Here is a 23,185-nt window from a genome sequence, read left to right as displayed (position 1 = left end):
AAACGTTTGGCGACGCGCTGAGAGATAACGAGTCGTCCAAGCGTCATCAAGCGATGCCAAAGATTTCTTTTTAATACGCTAAAGAAATCTTAAAGCCTGCCGTTAGGGGAGAGGGGCAAAACCGGAGTGATCCGGCGACGCAAAACTAAAGGGACTTTCTTAACGAGAGTTTGCCAGTTGCCCGCCGTCTGTGCGGCGGGCCAAAAGACAGCGGCTCGAATGACCGCGTCAGGAGGCTAAATGCTGAACGTAGCTTTGAAATGCTTGAACTGTCTGAAGTGGGCAATGCCTCTCGCCGCCTTGTTGGGCACCGCTAGCACGGCCTTCGCGGCCACAACGGTCAATACGGCCAACACGGTCAACACGGCCACCAGCGTCGTCATCCCCTCGTATTTCAATGCCACGAGCAGCGTCTCGAACTGGAACAGCTTGACCGCCACCGCGCGCAAGGTTCCGACCACGGCCATTCTGAATCCGAACAGCGGTCCCGGTATCAAGGAAGACGTCGCCTATGCCGCCGCCGTAACACGACTTCATGCGGCGGGCGGCAAGGTGATTGGCTATGTATCGACGTCGTATGCGAAGCGCTCTCTGTCGGCGGTCGTGGCGGACATCAACGCGTACGTGACGCTTTATAAGGTCGATGGCTTTTTCATCGACGAGATGACGGCCGATAGCCAGATGTCGCACATCCAGTTCTATCAGTCCATCTACAACTACATCAAGGGATTGAAGTCGACATACTCGGTCATGGGTAACCCGGGAACGAACGTTCCCGAGCTTTATGCGAGCCTGCCGACCGCCGATCAGTTCGTGGTCTTCGAGAGCACGGTCAAGAGTTACGCGCGCTATCAACCGATGAGCTGGCAAGCCGCGTATCCGAAGAACCGCTTCGTGCATATGGTGTATGGCGCAACGGCCGCGCAGTTGCCGGGCGTCGTTCAGTATGCGAAGACACATGGCGCGGGCGGCGTGTATGTCACGTCGCTTGCCGGTTCGAATCCTTACAAGGCGCTGCCGCCGTATTGGGATCAGGAAACGGCGGACGCCATCGCGCCTTGAGATCACGGCCACACGAAGCGACGCCGGACACAGGCATCGCATTCAAAGCGCCCGAACGATTCCCCCATCGACGCGGATGTTCTGTCCGGTGATATAGCCCGCGCCGTCCGACAATAGAAACGCCACGGTCTTCGCAATCTCTTCGGTCTTACCGAAGCGCCCTGCCGGAATGCGTGCGACGATCTCCGGCGTTTCCGGCCAGCTATCGATAAACCCCGGCAGCACGGAATTGATGCGAATGTTTTCCGCCGCGTGCCGCTCCGCATAGAGGCGCGTGAATGCGCTCAACGCCGCACGCAACGCCGATGAAACCGGCATCACCGGCTCCGGCGCCACCGCTGCGAAGCTCGAAATATTGACGACGGCGCCGCCGCCTTGCTTCTGAAACACCGGCGTCACGCGGCGCAGCACACGCACCACGTTGAGGATGATGAGGTCGAGGCCTTCGTGCCATTTGGCGTCGTCGAGTGCGAGGAGATCGCCTTTGGGCGGATGCCCCGTGTTGTTCACTACGGCATCGATGCGGCCGTATTTTTCGAGCGTACCTTGCACGAACTTTTCGATATCCGCGTCCTGCGCCACCGAACCCGTCATGCCGAAGCCGTTCAACTGCTCCGCGAGCGTAACGGCGCTGCCCGAAGGCGACATCAGCGCGACTTTGTAGCCGTTGGCCGCGAGTTCCTTCGCGATGGCCGCGCCCATGCCCTTGCCCGCCGCCGTGATCAGTGCAACGTTGTCCGTCGTCGTCATACGTTTCTCCTTCATAGAGTCGAATGAAGCACTCTATGCGCTGCAAGCGCCTATGTCGAGAACGTCGCCAAATGCCGCGCTTCCGTTGCATCGTCGGCGGGAAAGAGACACTCGATGCGCAACTCCTGCGCGGCGATGGTTCGCGGCGTGCCGACCGTCGTCACCATCGAGAAGTAGTCAAGCACCGTACCTTCGAAAACGAAGCCGAGCGGCACGACCGGCAACGCGGAAGCGCCGCGCGATACTTCCCGCGAGCGCCAGTCGCGCGGCACATCGGGATAAGCGAGCAAGGCATCGAAGAGATTACGCGTGCCTTCATCGACGAACTGCCCTACTGCTTCGCGATGCACGCGTTGCAAGAGACTGCGCGCGACGTTATCCCAGTCCGCGATGAACGGGCGCATGCCCAGCGGATCGAACATCAGATGCAGCATGTTGCGCGGCCCCGTGCGCGCGGACATATCGATGAAACGATTGAAGAAGCGCGGCGCGGCAGCGTTGGTCATCAGCACGTTCCAATGCCGGTCCATGACGATGGCGGGATAAGGCTCGTGCTGACGCAACACGCGTTCGAGCGCGCGCACGACGCCCTGCATCTCTTCGGCGTTCCACGGCGCATCGGAATAGAGCGGCGCGTAGCCTGCTGCAAGCAACAGCGCATTGCGCTCGCGCAGCGGCACGTCGAGCGTCTCGGCAAGATCGAGTACAGTCTGCCGGCCCGGCACGCTGCGGCCGCTTTCGATGAAGCTAATCTGCCGCTGCGATACGCCCGCGTCCAGCGACAAGCCGAGCTGACTCACGCCGCGCACATCGCGCCAGTAACGCAGCAGGTCGCCGATAGCGTTCGACGTTCGACTTTTCTCGGCGTGAGCGGCTGTCGTCATGTGCTTTCCTCAACGTGTCGGCGCTTGCCACGCATACTCGGCGAACTGCGCTTCGAGCGGCGGTTGCGTGACGCTACCGGTGTAGTTCGTGATGGTCGATGCCGCCACGACCGCGATTACATCGAGTATCTGCGCGGCGCCAAAGCCGGCATCGATGAAACGCTCTTCGTCGGCGCGATCAATCCGGCCGCGCCTGTCGATGAGCGTGCGCGCCAGCGCCGAGAGCGCGGCGAGGTTTGCATCGGCGGGCAAGCGTGCTTCGCGGATGGCATCGACATCGGCGCGGCTCACGCCCTGTTGCAACGCGAGCGCCGTATGAAACGCGGCGGCCCATTCGCTGCGGTTCGTCAACCGCGTTGGTGAGCAGCAGCGTCTGAATCTGCGGCTCGCTGAGCCTGCTCGCGTGCACGCGCTCGAATAAGCCGATGAAGCCATTGATCAGCGTGGGCGATGCAGCCATCGCGCCCGCGATGTTCGGCACGAGGCCGAAGGTTCGTTGCAGGCGTTCGAGCACAGGCTTCGATTGCTCGGGGGCGGTTTGAATCGTATGAACGGTATGGTTCGACATGAGAGGCTCCTTGTTCTCGAACGGTGCAGCCAACATGGCTGCACCGCGATGATGAGAGAGTAGGAGCGCGCGTGAGGCTCGCCAATTACATGGCATGTAATCATTCACAAGACTTGCGCTTCAATCGCCGCCTTATCGATGACCGACCACACCCGCTCGATACGCTCATCGCGAAATCGATAAAACACGTTCTCGCGAAAGCACACGCGCCGGCCGTGTACGGGCACGCCGAGGAACGTCCCCTTCGGCGAGCAATCGAACAGCAGGCGCGCCGCAACCGTCTGCGCGTCCTCAACGAGCAGTTCGATATTGAAATGCAGATCGGGAATCTGCTCGTAATCTCGCTCCAGCATGCCGATATAGCCCGCCAGCGTGCCTGGCACGTCGTTATACGACACCTCGTCGTGAACGAACTGCCCGAGCTTCGTCCAGTCCTTGCCGTTCAGGCAGGCAATGTAGTCGCGGTAAATGAGTGAGAGCATGGGTCGGGCTCCTTGGGGTTGCTGGCAAAGATAACATCGGCTCCTTGCGGCCGTGTTTCGATGCGCGGTGTTTTACGCACTAGGCAAAGTTAGCGACGTTTTGTAAAGTCAGCCGAACGCGCATCTCCCTTCAAACTCATCGAGAAATCCGTCCATGACTCAACTCACATCGAAATCGCTCGCCGGCAAGACCGCGCTCGTCACGGGCTCGACGAGCGGCATCGGCTTAGGCATTGCCACGGCGCTTGCGCAAGCCGGCGCGAATCTCGTGCTGAACGGCTTCGGCGATGTGAACGGCGCCCTCGCGCAGATCGAAGCCATCGGCGTGAAAGCGGTGCATCATGACGCCGATATGACCAAGCCCGCCGAAATCGAAGCCATGCTCGCCTTCGCCAACGAAACCTTCGGCGCGGTCGATATTCTCGTGAACAACGCAGGCATCCAGCATGTCGCGACCATCGACCAGTTCCCGGTGGAACGCTGGGACGCGATCATCGCCATCAATCTCAGCTCGGCGTTTCACACCATGCGCGTCGCGCTGCCCGGCATGCGCGGGCGCGGCTGGGGACGCGTCATCAACATCGCTTCGGTGCACGGACTCGTCGGGTCGGTCGGCAAGTCCGCTTATGTGGCGGCCAAGCACGGCATCCTCGGACTCACGAAGGTCGCCGCGCTCGAAAACGCGCGAAGCGGCGTGACGGTCAACGCCATCTGCCCCGGCTTCGTGCATACGCCGCTCGTGCAGAAGCAGATCGACGATCTCGCCGCACGCGAATCGCTCTCGCCCGACGACGCCCGCGCGAAGCTGCTCGGCGAGAAGCAGCCGTCGGCGCAGTTCGTGACGACGGAGCAGATCGGCGATCTCGCCGTGTTCCTCTGCTCCGACGCCGCGAGCGAAATGCGCGGTTCGGAGTTGAAGATCGACGGCGGCTGGAGCGCGCAATAAAGCGCCCGGCGAAGCGGCACCGATATCGGCACGAAACGCACGCCTCGTCACGCGCACGACGCGCCAATGCGTGCTATCGACGAAGCGGTGAACCGCGTATGGCGATCATCATGGAAGTGGCGAAAGCCAGCAGCGAGCAGGCGGATGGATCGCGCAAGTGAATCAGGCAGTCTCGCATCTCGACGAATTCGACCCAGCAGAACGCGGCGCTGGTCGAACAGGCGGCGGTGACGGCCAAGCGCCCGGCGAAGCGGGCGGTGGTGCTGGAGGAAGCGGTAAGATTGTTCACGGTCGCCGGCCCAAAAGCGACGGCTTGAGTCGGAGTTGGACCGCGAAGGCTTCCGCGCTTGATAATATCGGGCATTGTCAACAAGGAGTGCCCCACATGACCGCAGAAGCCAACCGGCAAGAAGAAGCGCGCGCGATGGAACGCATCGTCAACGCGACGCGCCAGGTTCAATCCGCCTTTCTTGCCTTGCAGAAGCAGTTCGCGCCCGAAGGCGACGGCCGCCCGACGCAACTCGCGCTGACGGCCTTCGACGCCGCCCTGCAAGAGCTCGAAGAGGCGCAAGCCGCATTCGACACCATGCTCAACGACTTGTTCGACGGCAACCGCTAAGGCGGCCGCAGGCTTCAGCCGTTGCGCAACGCCGGCGCGTCCTCTTCGGGCGCGGACGGTCCTTCGAGCGCGGCTTCGCCATCCGAGGGATCGAGTCCGGTCCATGAGACGCCATCGGTCGATTGACGGCGTGCCGCCGCCACGCATGCCTCGACCAGTTCCTTGAACGACACCGCCGCCGAACTCGTGCGCACCAGCGCTTCGCCCTGCAGCGGACTTTCGGGGAACACGAGTCCCACGATCAGCTCGGCTGCCGGCGCACGCTGATGCAGGCGGCGCAAGAGATTGCGCAGATATGGCGGCGACTCGGCGGCATCGAACGAGACCACGCAGATGATCGACACGCCGTGCAGGTTCACTTCGCCGAAGCGTCCGCGCGAGAAGCGTTCGTAGCCCGCCAGATCGGCGCCCAGCCCGTGCTTCCTAAAGAGTTGCACCGCGATTGTCGCGGCCAGATCGTCCAGTTCGCTGCGCCCTGCAATGCACAACACCGACGCCGTGTGACCTTCCGCTTGCGCATCGAAATGCGGCGGCGGCGCTTCGTAGGCGAGCGGCACCGCTTCGTCCGGCGACTCCAGACTCGCGGGCGGATCTTCGCGATGAGGCGGCGGCAGCACGGCGGTATCGTCGGTTTCCTCCAGCCCTTCGATGATATCGAGCGCCGACTCGTTGATGCGCCGCAACTGATCCACCGTCACCACGCCGCGCAGCACGTCGTTATGCGCGAGCCGCAAGCCCTCGAGCGCGACTTCGTCGTAGTAAGCGATCAGCGAGCGTTCCGTCAGCAGCGATTCCGCTTGCGCCAGCGCTTCGTCGGGATCGTTGGCAAGCAGGCGCTGATAAAAATTTTCCGCAGGGGTGAGCGCTGGCCGGTCGCCGAACAGCACATCGAGAAATTCGAGGCGATCCACATGGCGCCCGAGAATCACGAGGCACAGCGTGAGCGGCGTCGACAGCACGAGACCGATTGGCCCCCAGATCCAGCTCCAGAAGATTGCCGCGACGATCACCGCGAACGGCGAAAGCCCGGTGCTGTGACCGTACAGGAGCGGCTCGACGATCTGTCCCGCGACGATGTCGGTCACGCCGAACAACACGATGGTCCAGATCAGCATGGTCCAGCCGGGGCCAACCGCCGCCGCGAACACCACTGCGACGAGCGCGGCGATCCACGTCCCGACGTACGGCACGAAGCGCAGAAGCGCCGTCATCACGCCGAACAGCAATGCGCCCGGCACGCCGATAACCGCGAGCCCAATCGAAATGATGATGCCCACGCTCACGTTGATGCCGAGCTGCGCCAGAAAATAGCGCGAAAGACGGCGCGCGGCTTCGTCCATCGCGGTGGTTGCCCGGTGCAGATCGCGCGAGCCGAATAGGCGTATCAGCCGGTCGCGTAGATCTTCACGCTGCAACAGGATGAACACGGCGACCACCAGCACGATGCCCGTCGTTTCCAGCGGACTGATGACCGGCGAGAGAAAGCGCTGCGCCAGTTCCAGCGGCGACGGCGATGGTTCGTGCACTTCCACCGGCATCGGCTGATCGATCGGCGAGGCGGCGGGATTGTTCTCGGCGGTGCGCTGCTCCTGCTCGCGCGCGGGCGAAATGCGTTTGAGCGCACGCGATGCGCGCCCGAGAAATTCATCGGCGCGACCGACTGTCAGGCGCTGCACGGAGTCGATCTTGCGTTCTACCGCGACCTGATACTTCGGCAGATCGCCCGCAAGTTGCGCGACCTGCGCGCCGATCAGCGCGCCGACAGCCGTCAGCACCGACAACGCCAGCAACACCGCGACGATCACCGATGGCACTTGCCCGAAGCGAATGCGCCGCAACATATCGACGAAAGGTGCGAGCAGAAAGCTCAGCAGAATCGCGAGGATGATCGGAATAAGTACCGCGCGCCCGAAGTACAAAGCGCATATGACGATGACACCAGTCACCAGCGACGCCAGCGCGCGCAGGCCAGGCGCGTCGGGCGGCAGTATTTTGGCGGGTGGACGGCGCGAGCCGGGTGCGGGAGGCATTTGAATTATTCGCTCGCTCGTGAGGAGGGAAAAGCGTCATCGGCGCAACGGACGTGTCACGCATTTGTCCGCATGAAGCAAGCGTCATGCCGCAATTCGGGTCAAAGGTGAGGGTTTGCGGGGCACCGCTAGGCGGCGCTATGAGGATCATCGAAACAATCAGTTGGCGACACGGGCACGCAGCGTGCGAAATTGTTGGCCCACTGTCACGCCCATGCGGCACTTTCACGGATAAATCATGGGAGTCGATTCGCCCTGCATCAGCATCTGCAAGTTCGATGAAAAGACGGGCTTCTGCATTGGTTGCCTGCGCACGAAGGAAGAATGCAAGGAATGGAAGAAGATGAAGGACAAGCATCGCGTGCGGATAATCGATGAGCGCGGCAAGCGCAAAGCCAAACTCAAGAAACACAAGAAATAGCGCGCGCTCGAGACAAACGCTGGACTGGTCGACGGTAGGGAGATCAGCGTTCGTCGCACGGCGCGGGTCTAGACTCAAGCAATGCGGACCGCTTCGCGCCGCCACCTCGGGAGTTTTGCCATGAACGTTCGCCTTTGTGTCTTTACGGGCTTGTTGCTCGCGGCGTCGAGCGCGTTTGCGCAGTTGCATTCGCCGAGTGCGGAAACGGATATGAGCGCGCCTCAGAACAACCCCAAGCTCATGCCGGACGCGCCGCTTGGAAGCCAGTACCCGACGCACGGGAATGCGCAGGCGGGAGAGTTGAATTTGAATCCGAGCGATCCGCGAGCGCAACTAGTCAATGGACTGCCTAACAACGCGAATAGTGGCGGGTATGGGTCGCCGCTGGCGGGGAACAAGGCGAATGTGCCGCCCCAGAATTAAGGTTGCGCGTGGCCCGCGGCGCCTGGTGCGCGTAGCAGTCTCGTTAACAATGAGCGCGCTTGCCCGGTAACTATTCCAAATCGCGGCTGATACGATCGTTCGCTTCGTTGGCTAGGCCACACGGCGCAAGGCGCTGTGTTTATCGCGTGCTGATGGCACTGTCCTTGCATAGGGAGCTAGCAACTCAACCAACGCGCGAACGGGGCGACTTATGCAAATTCTGGTGTTGGACGACGATCGCGATTTCGCGGCAGGCATTGCTTCGCTGATCGGCAAACTGGGGCATCAGGTTCAGCTTGCTCACGATTGCGGCGTCGCACGCGAACTTGCGCATGCACATACCTTCGATGTGATCCTCGCGGATGTCGAGCTACCCGATGGCGACGGCCGTGAAATGTGTGAGGGCTTGCGGGCCGAAGGCGCTTCTCACGATGCATACATGATCGCGATGACAGGGCGCACGGAATTGGGCGACAACGACTTTCCGTCGTTCGACGGGTATATGCATAAGCCGGTGACGTTTAGTGGTCTCGAACGAGCGCTTGAGGAATGGCAGGCTGCGGCGGGACTGGATTGAGAGCGTAGGCGCGGCGGCGCGATGCTGAACAGAACGCGCACTCGCCATAAACGAACATCTATCCGACAGTTCCGGCATAGTCGCGAAGACGTTGCTATCGGTCGTGCAGCGGCATAGATCGACTTGCGCTTTAGGCGCTCGTTACTAGCTTAGGGCTCGGCTCATTTCGCTCAGCGGCATATGTTGGATGCTGTCCAGGAGCCGAATTTCACCGGCGCTAGGCTGAGCAACAATGTTGACCTCTGCGCGCGTTCGTCCAATGGCGCCGGGCAGTTCAGCGAGCATCTTTTCCAAGTCCTTCTCCGCGCCCGACGCACGCATTCCGAGTTCCTCAGCAAACGCCAGCACATTTGCACGCGATATCTCGGCAAAGCGCCTTGCGTTGCCGATGGGCATGGAGAGCTCCACATGAGGCCAGCGCTCGCCGTGTTCATGGTGCGAGGGCGTGTTATAGACGACTGTACTGACGAGATCATAGAAGGGTGCAAGTGCGTAGCCGGAAGAACGCGAGAAAAACGAAACGTTCTTCAGATGTGCATCCGCATTGCCCACGAGGACGTTGAACACAGTCCATCTAAAAAGCGCGAGTCGGGCCAATGCTTTCGTTCCGAGCAGGGACACACATTCTCCAAGCGCTTTGGCGCTGGCGTTGTTGTATTTGAACGCTTTATCCTTATTAAGCAGTTGGGTCGCATCGAGCATGTGAATTCGCGACATTGGTGCGCTCGCGACGTCACGATCAAAGCGGTCGATGACGTAACACGCCGAAGGCACGCGCAGAAAATGGGTATTGATTGGGTATGGGCAAGCTCAACTGGCGCGCTAGCCGCGCGCAAAAGAACTCGTTGATGGCCGAATGAGGATAGCCGGCCATCCGCATATCCGGCTTGAGTAGATGCATGGAAGGCTCGGCGCCCACTGGCTCGAACAACTCATGTTCAGGGTGCTCTCCCGTCAGAATGATGAGCAGCTTTTGCTGAGCACCTGCCGCCGACATTCGCTTCGGCGAAGTCGCAGTCAGCGCGTGTGTCGGCATTGCCTGAATGCGCCTCTCGAGTTCTTCCAGCGCCAGCGGGGCCCGGTCAGCTCTAGGCTCGGTTTCACCCTCGGCCATTAGCGAAAGCGCACCCGCGGTTTCGCGACCGTAATAAGCGAGTAATCCCCATGCGTCGCTGGCATCCATCGACGCTTCCTTTGCGAGCGCCTCGCGCATGGCTTCTTCTGGAAGCAGGTTGTCGAAGAACCATTGCACAGGGCGCTTTGACGAGCCATCGACGACGCGGTCGCTGCTTAAAGGTAAAGCCGGCGATAGGGGAAAGGCATCCTTCGCTGCGACCCAGTGAGGATCATAGCCAAAGCTCCAGACACCGTTTTCATCGAGTAGCGTACCAACGCGTCGCCCGTTGGCATAGGCAATCAAAGTTCGAGACGTCACGATCAGGCTGCCTCAGGTGGAGTTCTTCGGCGCGACCGGCGTCGCTTCAATGCGGATTCGAGGCTTTCTTTTGTAAATGTCGTGCCGGGCGTTTCCAGGTAGAGATGCATGCCGAGTTCACTCAGCAACTGAAGCACCTTCCCGACCTGAGCCGTTTCCTTCCCCAACTCAATTTGAGTGATGAATTTGGGCGATAGGCCAGTCGCCGTTGCCAACTCGTCGCGCTTGAAACCTTGCGCGATGCGTACGGCACGCACTAGCGCACCTAATGCGACAACATCTGTTATCTGGTTGCGTTGTTCAGACATGGCTGACCCTCTCGTTCCCGCTCGGGAACATTATGCCACGCTGGCCTCAAATAGGCTGCCTTGGTATCCGCTCGGGAACGAAGGCCCTCAACAACTTATAAAAATCGCATCTCGTACCCGCTCGGGAACGCAGGTTACGGCGATGCATGCATTTCCGATATAAGTCGCACGATTTTGCAAATAGGAAACAGCTTGCACAAGCGTGAATCCCAGCCTCCCAAATACCTCACCGTTCTCCAAACAAGAACAGTGATTTGAATCCATCTGGTATTCAACTCAGCAGGACAAGTCCCCATACTTGGTTCGTACACGGAGAGACCCTCCGTAAAGGTCAGCAAAACGCGCCTCCGCGTCAGAAGACTGTCAAGAACCCAACATAAGGACAAGCCCGCCATGAAGCTCTATCACCATCCCCTCTCCGGCCACTCCCACCGGGCGCGGCTTTTCTTGCACCTTCTTGCCCTGGATCACGAAGAAGAAGTCGTCGACCTCGCCGCCAACGCGCACAAGTCGCCTGAATTCCTGCGCCTGAATCGCTTCGGCCAAATCCCGGTGCTTACCGACGGCGATCACGTCATCGCCGATTCGAACGCCATCCTCGTCTACCTCGCGAAGAAAAGCGGCGATGCCCGCTGGCTCCCCGAAACGCCCCTCGAAGCGGCCCAAGTGCAACGCTGGCTCTCCGTTGCCGCAGGCCAGATCGCCTACGGCGCATGCGCGGCGCGTCTCGTCACCGTGTTCGGCCGGAAGTTCGATACCGAAGAAGTCATCGGCCGGGCGCACGCCTCGCTCGAAGTCATCGACGAAGAATTGCAGTCGCGCGACTGGATCGCCGATATTGGCAGCTCGCATCCGACCATCGCGGATGTCGCGCTCTACAGCTACATCTCCAGCGCGCCCGAAGGCAACGTCGATTTGTCCGGTTATCGCCATGTGAACGCGTGGCTGGCGCGCGTGGAAGCGCTGCCCGGATTCATCGAGTTCCAAAAGACGGCGGCCGGGCTGCGGGCCTGAGACGATCATGTCCTTCTCCAGTCCCGTCACGATGGACGCGCCGTGGCATCGCGGCGAAATCACGCTGCAGAAAACCGCGGGCGTCTACGAGCGCATGCAGGAACAAGGGCGGCGCGTGGTGCGCAGCTTCATGCCGGAGCAGCATCGGCAATTCTTCGCGCAGCTGCCGTTCATCGTCACGGGCGCGGTCGATCGAAACGGCGACGCCTGGGCCACGCTCCTCGCGGGCCGACCCGGCTTTCTGCAAACGCCTGACGCGACGACTCTCGCCGTCAGGCATCCGCGCGACAAGAACGATCCCGCCGATGCCGGCATGAACGATGGCGCATCGGTCGGCATGCTCGGCATCGAACTGCATACGCGGCGGCGTAACCGCATGAACGGCGTGATTCATCGCAATGGCGACCGCGCGTTCGAAGTGGCCGTCGAACAGAGCTTCGGCAATTGCCCGCAATACATTCAACTGCGCGATTTCGAATTCGTGCGCGAGCCTTCCGAGCCTTCGAGCTCGAAGCCGGTCGAAGAAGATCCGCACTCGCCACGCGCAAGGGCGATGATCGAACGCGCCGACACCTTCTTCGTGGCATCGTATTTCGACCGCGAAGACGGGCATCGTCAAGTGGATGTGTCGCATCGCGGCGGCAAGGCGGGTTTCGTGCGCATCTCGGACGATGGCGTGCTCACCATTCCCGACTTCGCGGGCAACCTCTTCTTCAACACGCTCGGCAATATTCTTGTGAACGGACGCGCCGGTCTGCTCTTCACGGACTTCGAAAGCGGCACGCTGCTGCAACTTACGGGCGACGCCGAAGTGCTCACCGATTCACCCGAAATCGCCGCGTTTCAAGGCGCGGAAAGGCTGTGGCGCTTCACGCCGCGTCGTGTCGTGCTGCGCGAGAATGCGCTGCCCTTGCGCTGGGCGCTGCGCCGCGAAGGCTTTTCGCCCAATGCGCTGATGACGGGCGACTGGGCGGAGGCATCCGAACGCATGAAGGCGGCCGCGCTCGCCAACGCGTGGCGGCCGTTCAGGGTGAGCCGCATCGTCGATGAAAGCGATGTCATCCGCTCTTTCCATCTGCAATCGGCGGATGGCGCGGGCATCGTGGCGCACGCGGCCGGCCAGCATTTGCCGATTCGCGCGCATCTTCCCGGCGAAGCGAAGCCGCTGATCCGCACGTACACGCTGTCGGTGGCGCCATCGGACGGGATGTATCGCATCAGCGTGAAGCGCGAAGGACGCGTGTCCGCGCATCTGCATGACACATTGAAAGTGGGCGATGTCGTCGAGGCGCGCGCGCCGGCGGGCGACTTCACCATCGACGCGCTGGAGCGACGCCCGGCCGTGCTGATCGCGGCGGGCGTCGGCATTACGCCGATGATCGCGATGCTGCGGCACGTCGTCTACGAAGGCCTGCGCAAGCGCCGCATCCGCCCGACGTGGCTGATCGTATCGGCGCGAACGCTCGCCAATCGCGCGTTCGCCGCCGAGATCGATGCACTGGTGCAAAGCGCGGGCGGCGCGGTGCGCGTGATTCGCGTGCTGAGCGACCCACAAGGCGCGACCTTCAAGGAAGATTACGAGGTGTCGGGGCGGATCGATATCGACTTGTTGACGAGCTTTCTGCCGTTCAACGACTACGACTTCTATCTGTGCGGACCGGGCGCGTTCATGCAATCGCTCTACGATGACTTGCGCGCGCTCAACGTGGCCGACACGCGCGTCCATGCCGAAGTCTTCGGTCCCGCATCGCTGCGACGCACGGCCGATCGCGGTAGCGAGACGAAGCCGATGCCGCCAGCGGCCACGCAAGCCGTATCGGTGAGTTTCCTCAAGTCGGACAAGCGCGTGCAATGGTCGCCCGAAAGCGGCTCGTTGCTCGATCTGGCCGAAGCAAACGGCATCGACGCGGAGTTCAACTGTCGCGGCGGAACATGCGGCACGTGCAGGACGCGCATCAGGGAAGGCGCTGTGACCTATGCAAGCGAGCCCGCGTTTCATGTCGGCGACGACGAAGCCTTGATCTGCTGCGCGCTTCCCGCGGAACAAAGCGCGCCGCTGCTACTCGATCTCTAGATTGCGCGGCGCGCCAGCATGCCCGAGAATGCACGGCAACTTCCCAGCCCGCAGGCCGTGCGCCCCAACATGGATCGTTTCCAGGCAATGTCGACCTTCGTCACCGTGGTCGAAACCGGAGGCTTCGCGTCCGCCGCGCGCAAGCTCGAAGTGTCGCCATCGGTGGTGAGCCGCGTCGTCACGGAACTCGAAGAACGGCTTGGCGTGCGGCTGCTCACGCGCACCACACGCGTCGTGCGTCTCACCGACGCAGGCCGTGGCTACTTCGAGGACTGCCGCCGCATTCTCGGCGAACTCGACAGCGCTGACCTCGCCGCAACCGGCACGCATTCGTCGCCGCGTGGCGTCCTCGCCATCACCGCGCCAGTCATGTTCGGCCGACTGCATGTCATGCCGGTGATGCTCGACTACCTTTCGCGCTATCGGGAAGCGGACGCCAGTTGCTGGTTTGTCGACCGCGTGGTGAATCTCGTCGACGAAGGTATCGACGTGGCGGTGCGGATCGCGGAACTGCCGGACTCGTCGCTGCAGGCGATTCCCGTGGGCCACGTGCGGCGGGTGCTGTGCGCGTCGCCCGAATATCTCGATGAACACGGCACGCCGCGACATCCCGCCGACCTCGATGACCATACGATCATCACGTCCACCGGCTCCTCGACGCCGCCCGAATGGCGTCTTTACGAGGGCGAGCGGCATATCGTCGTGCGCGCGCGGCCGCGCCTTTCCACCACGACCAACGACTCGGCGATGGAAGCCGCGCTCGCGGGCTTCGGCATTGCGCGGCTGCTTTCTTATCAGATCGCGTCGCATCTGAACGAAGGCGCGCTCGTCACCCTTCTCGCCGATTTCGAACCGCCGCCGCTGCCGGTGCATCTCGTGCATCGCGAAGGGCGCCATGTCGCGCAGAAGGTGCGCGCGTTTCTCGATCTCGCCGTGCCTGCGTTGCGCGCTAATCCATCGCTGAACTGGCGTTAGTTTTTGGTTGCGCGCGGCGGGCAAGACACGCGCGCTTCGAAGCTCGTCCGCTCGAATCGAACGGCCGTTAGCGCGCGCCCCGTGCAAAATGCCGGCAAACCATGCAACATAGCTCTCTCGACCGGATGTCACGGTCGCCGCGCTTCGGCTTTCCTGAACCTTCAACGGCTCACGCACCATGACGAATCAAACATCTTCCTCGAATGAACGCCCGCTCGACATGATCATCTTCGGCGGCGGCGGCGACCTTGCCGCACGCAAGCTGCTGCCCGCGCTCTACATGGCTCATTCGCATTGCAATCTGCCGCCCGACACGCGCATTCTCGCGATCGGCCGCAAGGACTGGACGCGCGAAGACTATCTGAAGAATTTCATGGAGAAGCAGTCGCGCCCGTTCATCGACGAAAAAGGCTTCGATGCGCAGTCGTGGGACAAATTCCTCGCGCTGTTCGACTACGTGCGCGTGGATGTCGAAAACCCGGACGACTTCCGCCGTCTCGCCGAAGCATCGCGCGAAAACGCGCAGCGCGTGTTCTATCTTTCGACCTCGCCGGAACTGTTCACCACCATCTGTGACAATCTCGCGGCAGCGGGTCTCGTGGACGAGCAGTCGCGCGTCGTGCTGGAAAAGCCGCTCGGTCACGATCTCGCCTCGGCGGTCGAGATCAACAACGCCGTCGGCAAGCGCTTCAAGGAAGAGCAGATTTATCGCATCGACCATTATCTCGGCAAGGAGACGGTCCAGAACCTGATGGTGCTGCGCTTTGGCAACGCCATCTTCGGTCCGCTGTGGCAAGCGCCTTACATCAAGAGCGTGCAGATCACGGTGTCGGAAACGGTGGGCGTGGGCAGCCGCGCGGGCTTTTACGATCACACCGGCGCGCTGCGCGACATGGTGCAGAACCACTTGCTGCAACTGCTGTGCATCGTGGCGATGGAACCGCCCGTCTCGCTCGATCCAGACGCCGTGCGCGACGAAAAGCTCAAGGTGCTGAAGTCGCTGCGTCCCATGTCGGTCGCGGATATCGCCCGCGACACCGTGCGCGGTCAGTATGCGGCGGGCGCGGTCGGCGGCGAGGCGGTGAAGGGCTACCTGCAGGAAGACAACGTGCCCGCCGAAAGCCGCGCCGAGACCTTCGTCGCATTGCGCGCGCATATCAACAACTGGCGCTGGGCCAACGTCCCGTTCTTCCTGCGCACCGGCAAGCGCATGCAGAACCGGCGCTCGGAGATCGTCATCGACTTTGCCGACTTGCCGTTCTCGATCATTCCGGCGGGTCCGCGTCATTACGGCAACCGGCTCACCATCACGTTGCAGCCGGAAGAATCAATCCAGTTGCAGATGATGGCGAAGGAACCCGGCAGCGGCATGCAAATGCTGCCCGTCAATCTGAACCTCGATCTGCAGCAGGCGTTCACCGAGCGCCGCGCGGAAGCGTATGAGCGTTTGCTGATCGACGTGATTCGCGGCCGTCTCACGCACTTCATGCGCCGCGACGAACTCGAAGCGGCTTGGGCGTGGGTCGAGCCCATTCTCAACGGCTGGAAGGAACTTGGCGACAAGCCGCGCGGTTATACGGCGGGAACGTTCGGCCCGGCGGCTTCATCGGCACTGATGGCGCGCGAGAATCTCGCGTGGGCCGAGGAAGCGTGATGCGTTGACTTCGCGCTGACTTCGCGGCGGGCGCTTTATCGCATCATCGAGCGAGCGCCCTGCCGCGCGGACCACGCCGTGCCGACCGCCATCACCCAGGCGAGCACGACGATCCCGCACAGAATGCCGGACAGCCGCAGCACGGCGGGCATCGGGTCCGACGACCAATGGTGGTCCTGCACGAAGACCATGATGAACGCGATGCTGAACTGCCGCCCGACATAGCTCGCACCCTGCGAGCCCGTCTGCACGTGACAGCCGAGCCACACGCCCGCGCACAGCGCGAGCATGCAGGCGAACGCGTTGTCGCCCAGCAGTGGCAAAAGCGCGAGGCTCACCGCTCCCGCCAGCAGACAGCCGACGAGCCGCTGCACCATGCGCTGCGTGACGGGTTTTTTCGTCGGCTTGTCCAGTGCGGATGCGGGCAAGATCAGCACGGCAACGGCCGTTACCATCGCCTGCGCGAAGCCGGGCAAATTCCACGCATACGCGAGCGCCGCGAGAATCATGATCGACCACGCGGACTGCCATGCCAGGCGCTTGCGCATGACGTCGGCAACGTGCTGCGCGTGCGCGGCTTCGAGCGCTTGCACGGCTTGCGCGGCATCGGAGGGAACGAGCGTGATGGCATGCGTGACGGCGAGGCTGTTGGCATTCACCCTGTCGGCCGTGGACGACGCCTGCGCGCCCGGCACGAGCGCCGCGCCACGCTTTTTCCGATAATGCTGCACGCCCGCGTGAAAGAGCGCCGACACGGCCACGCACGCCACGGTGCCGACGATCACCTCGACCACGCGCAGCACCGCGAACGAAGCCGTCGCCGATGCCGAATCGAGCCGATGCGCCTCGAACGTCACCATCAGCGCGGTCACCGCGCCTAGCACCCAGGCGTAGCCGGCATCCGAAACGAGCGCGCGAAACACCGAGAAGCCTGCGATCAACCCGAGCAGCGGCACGAAGAGCCACGGCACATCGCCGATGAGCGGCCCGGCCACCGCCCCGAGCAACGCGCCCGCCACCGTGCCGAGCACGCGATGCACGCCGCGTTGCGCGCACGCGGAGAACTTGGTCTGCATGACGGCGAAGCCGCTGATGGCGGCCCACCAGATGTGCGTCAAGTGAAACGCGTAGGCCAGCGCGACCGCGAGCGCCACCGAGAACATCGCCTGCGTGGCGAAGAGCGCGCGCTCGGGCGTCGGTTTGATCGCGATGAGTTCGCGGCCCAGCGAGACGAAGGCATCGCGCAGAACGGGCGCGAGCGCGTCCACGCCGCTCAGGGCGTCACGTTCGAGCGGCGGGGCGGCTCGGGTCGAGTTTTCGTTGGGCATTGTCGGGGCGTCTTCGAGGATGCACTTTGCAGCGTAGTCGCGATGCGGCCCGAGCGCAAAGGCAAGACAAAAAGACGGCGGATTGCGTCAGACCCGCGAAGTCAGCAGTCGAATGCCTGCAACTGCAAAGACGAGCGCGAGCGCGGCGTCGAGACCGCGCTGGATGCGCGTGTAGATGCGGCGCGCCGATGCCATCGAAAAAAGCGCGGCATAGCCGCCGAACACGCATACGCCGATACACAGACAGCCCGCGACGACCGCGAGCATGTGCGCGGTGCCCTCGCCCGCCGATGAGCCGAGCGCCGCCACCGACATCCATACGAGAATGGCCTTCGGATTGGTCAGATGCAGCAGCGCGCCGCGTGCATAGAGCTTGCGCGTGTCTGGTTGCCCAGTCGTTTCCACCGACGATGCACGGCGCGCCGGCCGCCACGCCGAGCGGCCCGACTTGAACGCGAGCCACAAGAGATACACGCCGCCACACAGCTTGACCGCGACGAGAAAGCCCGTGTATGCCGTCAACACGGCGGAAAGGCCGAGCGCGGCGAGCATCGCCCAGAAGAAGGAGCCGGAGATCACGCCCGCCGCGAAAGCGAACGCCGCGCGCCGGCCGGAAGTGCTCGCAATCGACATGATCGCGAGATTGCTCGGGCCGGGGCTTGCCGTGCCGACGAAATAAGCGGAATAGGCCAGCAGAAGGTTGGCGCTGACCAATGCGTGAGCAGACATGGAGTGGCTCCGGCGAGTCGAGTATTTGCCGATGAGCGCGAGCTTTCGCGCCCGCCGATATTCTCGCCGACCGAAGCACCCCCGCACATGCACGATTCCCACGTGAACCGGCAGGCCAGTGCGTGATCAGTCCGCATAGCGCTCGATGCCATCCGCCAGCGCGTCGAACACGGCGCGGCAGCGCGGACTGCCGCGCAGATCTTCGTGCATCGTCACCCAGGTTTCGAGCTGAAACGTGAATACTTTCGGCAGCACGCGCACGAGCGACTCGTTGCGCCGGGCAAGCGCTACCTGACACATGCCGAGGCCCGCGCCCGCGCGGATCAGCGCAAGTTGCGCGAGGTCGCTGTCCGAGCGCAGGGCGAACGTATCGCGCGAAAATTCCGGCAGCGACTTGCTCGCTTCGCGTACGAAGGCGTTCGGCCGATCGAAACCGATGATCGCATGCCGATCCAGCGCCGCGACGTTGCGCGGCGTGCCATGCTTCGCGAGATAGTCGCGATGCGCGTGCAAGCCCACTTCGATCCGCCCGACGCGCCGCGCGACGAGTTGCGTCTGCTTCGGCCGCACCATGCGCACGGCGATGTCGGCTTCGCGTCTGAGCAGGTCCTGCACGCGATTGCTGAGGACGAGTTCGATCACGAGACGCGGATGCCGCTCGCGCAACGCCGCGAGAATGGGCGGCAACACTTCGACGCCCACGACTTCGCTCGCCGAGATCCGCACGGCGCCCTGCACGCTCGCGCCATCCGCATGACCCGTCGCGGCGCGTTCGAGCGATGCGGCCGTGCTGTGCATCGCCTCGGCATGCGCGCGCAGGTCGAGCGCGACATCGGTCGGTTGCAGGCCGGTTTGCGAGCGCGTGAACAAGCTTACGCCGAGTGCCTTTTCGAGCGCCTCCACATGCCGTCCCGCAGTAGGCTGCGTGATGCCGAGCGAACGCGCCGCGCCCGAAAGCGAACCTTCCTGCAAGACCGCCAAAAAAGTGCGATACAGCTCCCAGCCAATACTCTCTGCCATACGAATTTGTATATCTGCTCAACGAGGTTAGGCAATTTTATTGTATCGCTGCACGGCACAGAATAAGGTCTTCGATCCATAAGAGGCGCAAGACATGACACACGGCGAACAGGCATTGGTGCTCGGGGCGAGCGGCGGAATTGGCAGCGAAGTGGCGCGGCAGCTGCGCGATGCGGGCTGGCGCGTGCGCGGCATGAAGCGGGGCGCACCCGACGCGCGGCCCGACATGCACGGCATCGAATGGATTCAGGGCGATGCCATGAACCGCGCGGATGTCACGCGCGCCGCACAAGGCTGCGCGGTCATCGTGCATGCGGTGAATCCGCCGGGCTACAAGCGCTGGGCCGACTTCGTCTTGCCGATGATCGATCACACCATCGGCGCCGCGAAAGCCGAGGGCGCGACCATCGTGCTGCCGGGCACGGTGTACAACTTCGGGCCGGACGCGCTGCCCTTCATCGATGAGCGCGCGCCGCAGCGTCCGCTCACGGAAAAAGGCGCGATACGCGTGGAGATGGAAGCGCGACTGGAACGCGCGAGCAAGGAAGGCGCGCGCGTGCTGATCGTGCGCGCGGGCGATTTCTTCGGGCCGAAAGCGGGCAACAACTGGTTTTCGCAGGGACTCGTGACGCCGGGCAAACCGGTCAGGAAAATCAGTTGTCCCGGTGCGCGCGGTGTCGGGCATGAATGGTCGTATCTACCCGATGTGGCGCGCACGATGATCGAGTTGCTTCGACGCCGCGATACGCTCGAACCCTTCGCGCGCTTTCACATGGGCGGACATTGGGACGAAGACGGCATGCAGTTCGCTCGTGCTATCCAGCGCGTCGCCGCGCGCAACCGGCCGCGCATCGTCGGGTTTCCGTGGTGGTTGCTCGCGCTGGCATCGCCCTTCAATACGACGTTTCGAGAGCTGCGCGAGATGCGCTACTTATGGCGCACGCCGGTGCGCATGAACAACGCCTTGCTCGTCCATACGCTCGGCCACGAACCGCATACGCCGCTCGATAAAGCCGTCGAAGCCACGCTCGTCGGACTCGGCTGTCTCGAACCCGGCGAGCGCGCGTGACCGAAGCGCGGACTACTTCTGGGCGCAATGAAGCTCGGCTTCGTAAGCAGCCGAAAACGACGGCTCCCGAAAGCGCTCACCTTTAGACGCTCGAAAGCCGCCAAATCGACGGAAAAGCCTTTTGTTTTCAAGGCTCCGTGCCAACCGCGAGCATGCCTCCCGAATACCCTCACCTTTCGCGCTGATACACGTCATCCGCCTCGCACGCGCTAGCGGCTTTTTGCCTGCGCTATGCTGCCTTTCCTTCCAACGGCGATTGCAGGAGACAAGTCCATGAGCATTACCGCGCCCGCGCCCAAGCAGCAAAGCGACGCTTTTCCGCCGCAAGGTCTCACGCCCACGCGCGAGCAGATCATCCGGCATCTGCGGCATTCGAGCGTTATCGCCGAGCGTGCAACCTTGCTCGGTCATCATCCGTTCGGCGCGATCCTCGTCGGTCCTGACCAGGAAACCGTGTTGATGGAGCAAGGCAATGTCGATACCGTGAATCACGCGGAGTCGGTGCTCGCGCGCGTCGCGGCGCTCAACTTCACGCCGGAGTACTTGTGGGGCTGCACGCTCTATACGTCCGTCGAGCCGTGCTGCATGTGCGCGGGAACCGCGTATTGGGCGAACATTGGACGCGTGGTGTATGGACTGACGGAAGCGCGTCTGCTGGAAGCCACCGGCAATCACGAAGAGAATCCGACCATGAGCGTCTCGTCACGCTACGTGTTCGATCACTGCCAGAAGCCCGTCGAACTGATCGGCCCGGTTGCCGAAGTAGAAGACGAGGTGCTACGCGTGCAACGCGAGTTCTGGGCCAAACGCTAGACAAGCCTCTCGCAATGCAACATGAAGCAAGCAAGATGGATTGGCCGTCATGCGTTGACTGCATGCATGAGCCGGGTTCATGCATGGATGAACATCGATCGTTTGTCATCGGATCGCGGCGGGGAGACTATAACGATAACGAGGCAACAAACATTGGAGACCCGCCATGAACGAAGTGCTCGAAAAACCCACATTGTCGATCGTCAAGGAAGGCAAGGTATCGATCTATCAGCCGGAGCAGGAAGGGCTGATCTTTCCTGAATTGCCGGAATTCAAGAATGCGGCCGAACATCGGCAGTATTTGAAAGAGCGGCTAGTGGGTGCATGTCGCGCCTTCGCGCTGCAAGGCTTCGATTACGGTTTCGCCGGGCATCTCACCGTGCGCGATCCGGAAAACCCGGGCCTGTACTGGACTAATCCGATGGCCATTCACTTTTCGCAAGTGAAGGTGTCGAATCTGATCTGCGCGGATCACAAGGGTACCGTCGTCGAGGGCAATCACGCGATCAATCGCGCCGGCTTCGTGTTGCATGCGGCCGTGCATGAGATGCACCAGGATATCGTCGCCATGTGCCACGCGCACACGCTCTACGGCACCGCGTTCGCGTCGCTCGGCAAAGCGCTCGAACCGATCTCGCAAGACGCGGCTGCTTTCTTCGAAGATCACGTCGTGATCGGCGAGGAAGCGGGCAAGGTTGCAGTGGAAGTGAAAGGTGGCAACAAAGTCGCGCTCGCCTTCAAGGGCGTGAAAGCCGCGATCCATCAGAACCACGGGCTGCTCACGGCGAGCCGCCACAGTATCGACTCCGCGGCGTTCTGGTTCATTGCGCTGGAGCGCTGCTGCCATCAGCAACTGATGATCGAGCAAACCGGCATCACGCCTAAGCTCGTCACGCCGGACCGCGCGCGTTACAGCCGCGAACACGTGGGCAGCGACTATATCGGCTGGCTGCACTTCCAGACTATCTGGAACGACCTCGTCGCCACGCAGCCGGACATGTTCGACTGATCAGATCACGTTGAGCATGTTCAACGCCGTCTCCTGAAGCGGCGGCAAGACCCGAGCGAGCGCAGCCTCGCTTGTTTCTTTTCCGATCGGCATATTTGCCGACAAAGCCGCGACCACTTGCCCGTGACGGTTCTTCATCGGCACGGCGATCCCGCGCACGCCCACCTGCAATTGTTGTTCGATTGCAACGTAACCTTCCACGCGCGCCGCGCGAATCTTTTCGTACAACCTCTCCTTGTTGGTGATGGTGAGCGGCGTGAACGGCTTGAACTCCGTGGCGTCGAGCCACTTGCGCACCGCTTCCTCGTCCGGCTTGTGCGCGAGCAGAACGATGCCGCCCGACATCAACGCCGCCGGCACGCGCGCGCCGAGCACGAACCCGGTGGTCATGACGCGCGTCGAGCCGTTTCGCGCGATGATGACGAGATCCCATTCGTCCAGCACACTCACATACACTGACTCGTGGATCAGCGCGCTCAACTGCTGCAGATAAGGCTGCACGATACGCGGCAGCCGCGCCGAGTCGAAGTACGACCAACCCACGCGCAACACGCGCGGCGTCAGGTTGAAGAGCTTGCCATCGGTTTGCACGTAACCGAGATGTGCCAGCGTCAGCAAATAGCGGCGCGCGGCCGTGCGCGTCATGCCGGTGCGCATGGCGGCTTGCGTCGGCGTCATGCGCGCGTGCTGGTCGTCGAAGGCTTCGAGAATGGCTAGACCTTTCTCCAGTCCGGCGATCCAGTCGCGCTTGTCGAGTGTCGATGTTTTCGTCATGTTCGTTGCTCGAATGGGGCAGCCGGCGTGCGCTGACAAAGCCGAAAGGTCAGTGCTAACCCCCAATTCGGTCGATTATCGGACACACGCGTACGATTATCGCGCAAAATGCGTCATAAGTCGTTGCCGCGATCAGCCAGCGCTCTTATGCTCGAAACACTTCTGAGCGAGGCGTATTCCGGTGATCCGAATGCCCTGCCGCTCGGCCACGAGCAGCAGGC

Annotated in this window: 22 protein-coding genes, 3 pseudogenes and 1 riboswitch; of the genes and pseudogenes, 14 read left to right on the top strand and 11 right to left on the bottom strand. The window is 62.3% G+C overall.

Annotated features, from left to right (window positions below; all coding sequences use genetic code 11):
- Positions 1 to 104: 104 nt before the first annotated feature.
- Positions 105 to 185, top strand: a riboswitch (cyclic di-GMP riboswitch).
- A gap of 100 nt (positions 186 to 285) precedes the next feature.
- Positions 286 to 1,062, top strand: a complete 777-nt coding sequence (locus ACYQ47_RS00210; RefSeq protein WP_459904155.1) for a spherulation-specific family 4 protein — start codon at positions 286 to 288, stop codon at positions 1,060 to 1,062.
- A 42-nt stretch (positions 1,063 to 1,104) separates the two neighbouring features.
- Here the strand turns inward: ACYQ47_RS00210 and ACYQ47_RS00205 are convergent, their stop codons facing one another.
- The 4 genes and pseudogenes from ACYQ47_RS00205 to ACYQ47_RS00190 form a co-directional block, all read right to left on the bottom strand.
- Positions 1,105 to 1,812, bottom strand: coding sequence for an SDR family oxidoreductase (locus ACYQ47_RS00205; RefSeq protein WP_459904154.1), 708 nt, complete (start codon positions 1,810 to 1,812; stop codon positions 1,105 to 1,107).
- A 50-nt stretch (positions 1,813 to 1,862) separates the two neighbouring features.
- Positions 1,863 to 2,696, bottom strand: coding sequence for a helix-turn-helix domain-containing protein (locus ACYQ47_RS00200; RefSeq protein WP_309848309.1), 834 nt, complete (start codon positions 2,694 to 2,696; stop codon positions 1,863 to 1,865).
- Between the two features lie 9 nt (positions 2,697 to 2,705).
- Positions 2,706 to 3,264 (bottom strand): annotated as a pseudogene (locus ACYQ47_RS00195) (carboxymuconolactone decarboxylase family protein).
- A gap of 104 nt (positions 3,265 to 3,368) precedes the next feature.
- Positions 3,369 to 3,746, bottom strand: coding sequence for an ester cyclase (locus ACYQ47_RS00190; RefSeq protein ID WP_250510467.1), 378 nt, complete (start codon positions 3,744 to 3,746; stop codon positions 3,369 to 3,371).
- Between the two features lie 154 nt (positions 3,747 to 3,900).
- On the opposite strand from ACYQ47_RS00190, the gene ACYQ47_RS00185 reads away from it, so the two are divergent.
- The 3 genes and pseudogenes from ACYQ47_RS00185 (at position 3,901) to ACYQ47_RS00175 (ending at position 5,311) form a co-directional block, all read left to right on the top strand.
- Positions 3,901 to 4,692 carry a 3-hydroxybutyrate dehydrogenase gene (locus tag ACYQ47_RS00185; protein ID WP_459904153.1) on the top strand — a complete coding sequence of 264 codons (792 nt, stop codon included), beginning with the start codon at positions 3,901 to 3,903 and terminating at the stop codon, positions 4,690 to 4,692.
- A 37-nt stretch (positions 4,693 to 4,729) separates the two neighbouring features.
- A pseudogene (locus ACYQ47_RS00180) lies at positions 4,730 to 5,009 on the top strand (chemotaxis protein); the annotation flags it as partial.
- A gap of 68 nt (positions 5,010 to 5,077) precedes the next feature.
- On the top strand, positions 5,078 to 5,311 hold the full coding sequence (locus ACYQ47_RS00175; RefSeq protein ID WP_244828936.1) for a hypothetical protein: 234 nt from the start codon (positions 5,078 to 5,080) through the stop codon (positions 5,309 to 5,311).
- Positions 5,312 to 5,325: 14 nt separating this feature from the next.
- Here the strand turns inward: ACYQ47_RS00175 and ACYQ47_RS00170 are convergent, their stop codons facing one another.
- Positions 5,326 to 7,341 (bottom strand): AI-2E family transporter, encoded by a 2,016-nt coding sequence (locus ACYQ47_RS00170; RefSeq protein ID WP_244828937.1) that lies wholly within the window; start codon positions 7,339 to 7,341, stop codon positions 5,326 to 5,328.
- A 238-nt stretch (positions 7,342 to 7,579) separates the two neighbouring features.
- Between ACYQ47_RS00170 and ACYQ47_RS00165 the strand changes: the two genes are divergently transcribed.
- From ACYQ47_RS00165 to ACYQ47_RS00155, 3 genes are all read left to right on the top strand, one after another.
- Positions 7,580 to 7,762: a DUF1289 domain-containing protein gene (locus ACYQ47_RS00165; protein WP_244828938.1), complete on the top strand. Its 183-nt coding sequence runs from the start codon at positions 7,580 to 7,582 to the stop codon at positions 7,760 to 7,762.
- Positions 7,763 to 7,882: 120 nt separating this feature from the next.
- A complete protein-coding gene (locus ACYQ47_RS00160) occupies positions 7,883 to 8,185 on the top strand; it encodes a hypothetical protein (protein ID WP_459904152.1) in 303 nt (100 codons plus the stop codon).
- A gap of 211 nt (positions 8,186 to 8,396) precedes the next feature.
- Positions 8,397 to 8,762 (top strand): response regulator, encoded by a 366-nt coding sequence (locus tag ACYQ47_RS00155; RefSeq protein ID WP_244828939.1) that lies wholly within the window; start codon positions 8,397 to 8,399, stop codon positions 8,760 to 8,762.
- A 144-nt stretch (positions 8,763 to 8,906) separates the two neighbouring features.
- Here the strand turns inward: ACYQ47_RS00155 and ACYQ47_RS00150 are convergent.
- Together ACYQ47_RS00150 and ACYQ47_RS00145 are read right to left on the bottom strand one after the other, a co-directional pair.
- Positions 8,907 to 10,197 (bottom strand): annotated as a pseudogene (locus ACYQ47_RS00150) (HipA domain-containing protein).
- Positions 10,198 to 10,199: 2 nt separating this feature from the next.
- On the bottom strand, positions 10,200 to 10,505 hold the full coding sequence (locus ACYQ47_RS00145) for a helix-turn-helix domain-containing protein (protein WP_459904151.1): 306 nt from the start codon (positions 10,503 to 10,505) through the stop codon (positions 10,200 to 10,202).
- A gap of 393 nt (positions 10,506 to 10,898) precedes the next feature.
- On the opposite strand from ACYQ47_RS00145, the gene ACYQ47_RS00140 reads away from it, so the two are divergent.
- The 4 genes from ACYQ47_RS00140 (at position 10,899) to zwf (ending at position 16,222) form a co-directional block, all read left to right on the top strand.
- Positions 10,899 to 11,519 carry a glutathione S-transferase family protein gene (locus tag ACYQ47_RS00140; protein ID WP_250492989.1) on the top strand — a complete coding sequence of 207 codons (621 nt, stop codon included), beginning with the start codon at positions 10,899 to 10,901 and terminating at the stop codon, positions 11,517 to 11,519.
- Between the two features lie 7 nt (positions 11,520 to 11,526).
- Positions 11,527 to 13,593 carry a 2Fe-2S iron-sulfur cluster-binding protein gene (locus ACYQ47_RS00135; protein WP_459904150.1) on the top strand — a complete coding sequence of 689 codons (2,067 nt, stop codon included), beginning with the start codon at positions 11,527 to 11,529 and terminating at the stop codon, positions 13,591 to 13,593.
- A 69-nt stretch (positions 13,594 to 13,662) separates the two neighbouring features.
- Entirely contained in the window at positions 13,663 to 14,568 is a 906-nt protein-coding gene (locus ACYQ47_RS00130; RefSeq protein WP_310394177.1) for a LysR family transcriptional regulator, read from the top strand.
- Positions 14,569 to 14,746: 178 nt separating this feature from the next.
- Positions 14,747 to 16,222 carry a glucose-6-phosphate dehydrogenase gene (gene zwf / locus ACYQ47_RS00125; RefSeq protein WP_244828944.1) on the top strand — a complete coding sequence of 492 codons (1,476 nt, stop codon included), beginning with the start codon at positions 14,747 to 14,749 and terminating at the stop codon, positions 16,220 to 16,222.
- A 35-nt stretch (positions 16,223 to 16,257) separates the two neighbouring features.
- On the opposite strand, the gene ACYQ47_RS00120 is transcribed toward zwf, so the two are convergent.
- From ACYQ47_RS00120 to ACYQ47_RS00110, 3 genes are all read right to left on the bottom strand, one after another.
- Positions 16,258 to 17,550 carry an FUSC family protein gene (locus tag ACYQ47_RS00120; RefSeq protein ID WP_250467683.1) on the bottom strand — a complete coding sequence of 431 codons (1,293 nt, stop codon included), beginning with the start codon at positions 17,548 to 17,550 and terminating at the stop codon, positions 16,258 to 16,260.
- 87 nt (positions 17,551 to 17,637) lie between these two features.
- Positions 17,638 to 18,279 (bottom strand): LysE family translocator, encoded by a 642-nt coding sequence (locus ACYQ47_RS00115; protein ID WP_459904149.1) that lies wholly within the window; start codon positions 18,277 to 18,279, stop codon positions 17,638 to 17,640.
- A 126-nt stretch (positions 18,280 to 18,405) separates the two neighbouring features.
- Entirely contained in the window at positions 18,406 to 19,299 is an 894-nt protein-coding gene (locus ACYQ47_RS00110) for a LysR family transcriptional regulator (RefSeq protein ID WP_459904148.1), read from the bottom strand.
- 94 nt (positions 19,300 to 19,393) lie between these two features.
- Here ACYQ47_RS00110 and ACYQ47_RS00105 point away from each other — a divergent pair, with 94 nt between their 5' ends.
- From ACYQ47_RS00105 to ACYQ47_RS00095, 3 genes are all read left to right on the top strand, one after another.
- On the top strand, positions 19,394 to 20,368 hold the full coding sequence (locus ACYQ47_RS00105) for an NAD-dependent epimerase/dehydratase family protein (protein WP_459904147.1): 975 nt from the start codon (positions 19,394 to 19,396) through the stop codon (positions 20,366 to 20,368).
- Between the two features lie 273 nt (positions 20,369 to 20,641).
- The gene (locus ACYQ47_RS00100) at positions 20,642 to 21,181 is read left to right on the top strand and encodes a nucleoside deaminase (protein WP_459904146.1); all 540 of its coding nucleotides are present in this window, start codon (positions 20,642 to 20,644) and stop codon (positions 21,179 to 21,181) included.
- 166 nt (positions 21,182 to 21,347) lie between these two features.
- Positions 21,348 to 22,190, top strand: a complete 843-nt coding sequence (locus tag ACYQ47_RS00095; protein ID WP_250467688.1) for a class II aldolase/adducin family protein — start codon at positions 21,348 to 21,350, stop codon at positions 22,188 to 22,190.
- Here ACYQ47_RS00095 and ACYQ47_RS00090 read toward each other — a convergent pair whose 3' ends face one another.
- On the bottom strand, positions 22,191 to 22,964 hold the full coding sequence (locus ACYQ47_RS00090) for an IclR family transcriptional regulator domain-containing protein (RefSeq protein ID WP_459904145.1): 774 nt from the start codon (positions 22,962 to 22,964) through the stop codon (positions 22,191 to 22,193).
- Positions 22,965 to 23,185: the final 221 nt, after the last annotated feature.

Source organism: Caballeronia sp. HLA56 (genome assembly GCF_054655155.1).
This window is presented reverse-complemented; position numbering and strand designations above follow the sequence as displayed.

What these genes read in the sequence shown, in the direction of transcription:
- ACYQ47_RS00210 (WP_459904155.1), top strand. Translation starts at nt 286, where the DNA reads ATGCCTCTCGCCGCCTTGTTGGGCACCGCTAGCACGGCCTTCGCGGCC.
- ACYQ47_RS00205 (WP_459904154.1), bottom strand. Translation starts at nt 1,812, where the DNA reads ATGACGACGACGGACAACGTTGCACTGATCACGGCGGCGGGCAAGGGC.
- ACYQ47_RS00200 (WP_309848309.1), bottom strand. Translation starts at nt 2,696, where the DNA reads ATGACGACAGCCGCTCACGCCGAGAAAAGTCGAACGTCGAACGCTATC.
- ACYQ47_RS00190 (WP_250510467.1), bottom strand. Translation starts at nt 3,746, where the DNA reads ATGCTCTCACTCATTTACCGCGACTACATTGCCTGCCTGAACGGCAAG.
- ACYQ47_RS00185 (WP_459904153.1), top strand. Translation starts at nt 3,901, where the DNA reads ATGACTCAACTCACATCGAAATCGCTCGCCGGCAAGACCGCGCTCGTC.
- ACYQ47_RS00175 (WP_244828936.1), top strand. Translation starts at nt 5,078, where the DNA reads ATGACCGCAGAAGCCAACCGGCAAGAAGAAGCGCGCGCGATGGAACGC.
- ACYQ47_RS00170 (WP_244828937.1), bottom strand. Translation starts at nt 7,341, where the DNA reads ATGCCTCCCGCACCCGGCTCGCGCCGTCCACCCGCCAAAATACTGCCG.
- ACYQ47_RS00165 (WP_244828938.1), top strand. Translation starts at nt 7,580, where the DNA reads ATGGGAGTCGATTCGCCCTGCATCAGCATCTGCAAGTTCGATGAAAAG.
- ACYQ47_RS00160 (WP_459904152.1), top strand. Translation starts at nt 7,883, where the DNA reads ATGAACGTTCGCCTTTGTGTCTTTACGGGCTTGTTGCTCGCGGCGTCG.
- ACYQ47_RS00155 (WP_244828939.1), top strand. Translation starts at nt 8,397, where the DNA reads ATGCAAATTCTGGTGTTGGACGACGATCGCGATTTCGCGGCAGGCATT.
- ACYQ47_RS00145 (WP_459904151.1), bottom strand. Translation starts at nt 10,505, where the DNA reads ATGTCTGAACAACGCAACCAGATAACAGATGTTGTCGCATTAGGTGCG.
- ACYQ47_RS00140 (WP_250492989.1), top strand. Translation starts at nt 10,899, where the DNA reads ATGAAGCTCTATCACCATCCCCTCTCCGGCCACTCCCACCGGGCGCGG.
- ACYQ47_RS00135 (WP_459904150.1), top strand. Translation starts at nt 11,527, where the DNA reads ATGTCCTTCTCCAGTCCCGTCACGATGGACGCGCCGTGGCATCGCGGC.
- ACYQ47_RS00130 (WP_310394177.1), top strand. Translation starts at nt 13,663, where the DNA reads ATGGATCGTTTCCAGGCAATGTCGACCTTCGTCACCGTGGTCGAAACC.
- zwf (WP_244828944.1), top strand. Translation starts at nt 14,747, where the DNA reads ATGACGAATCAAACATCTTCCTCGAATGAACGCCCGCTCGACATGATC.
- ACYQ47_RS00120 (WP_250467683.1), bottom strand. Translation starts at nt 17,550, where the DNA reads ATGCCCAACGAAAACTCGACCCGAGCCGCCCCGCCGCTCGAACGTGAC.
- ACYQ47_RS00115 (WP_459904149.1), bottom strand. Translation starts at nt 18,279, where the DNA reads ATGTCTGCTCACGCATTGGTCAGCGCCAACCTTCTGCTGGCCTATTCC.
- ACYQ47_RS00110 (WP_459904148.1), bottom strand. Translation starts at nt 19,299, where the DNA reads ATGGCAGAGAGTATTGGCTGGGAGCTGTATCGCACTTTTTTGGCGGTC.
- ACYQ47_RS00105 (WP_459904147.1), top strand. Translation starts at nt 19,394, where the DNA reads ATGACACACGGCGAACAGGCATTGGTGCTCGGGGCGAGCGGCGGAATT.
- ACYQ47_RS00100 (WP_459904146.1), top strand. Translation starts at nt 20,642, where the DNA reads ATGAGCATTACCGCGCCCGCGCCCAAGCAGCAAAGCGACGCTTTTCCG.
- ACYQ47_RS00095 (WP_250467688.1), top strand. Translation starts at nt 21,348, where the DNA reads ATGAACGAAGTGCTCGAAAAACCCACATTGTCGATCGTCAAGGAAGGC.
- ACYQ47_RS00090 (WP_459904145.1), bottom strand. Translation starts at nt 22,964, where the DNA reads ATGACGAAAACATCGACACTCGACAAGCGCGACTGGATCGCCGGACTG.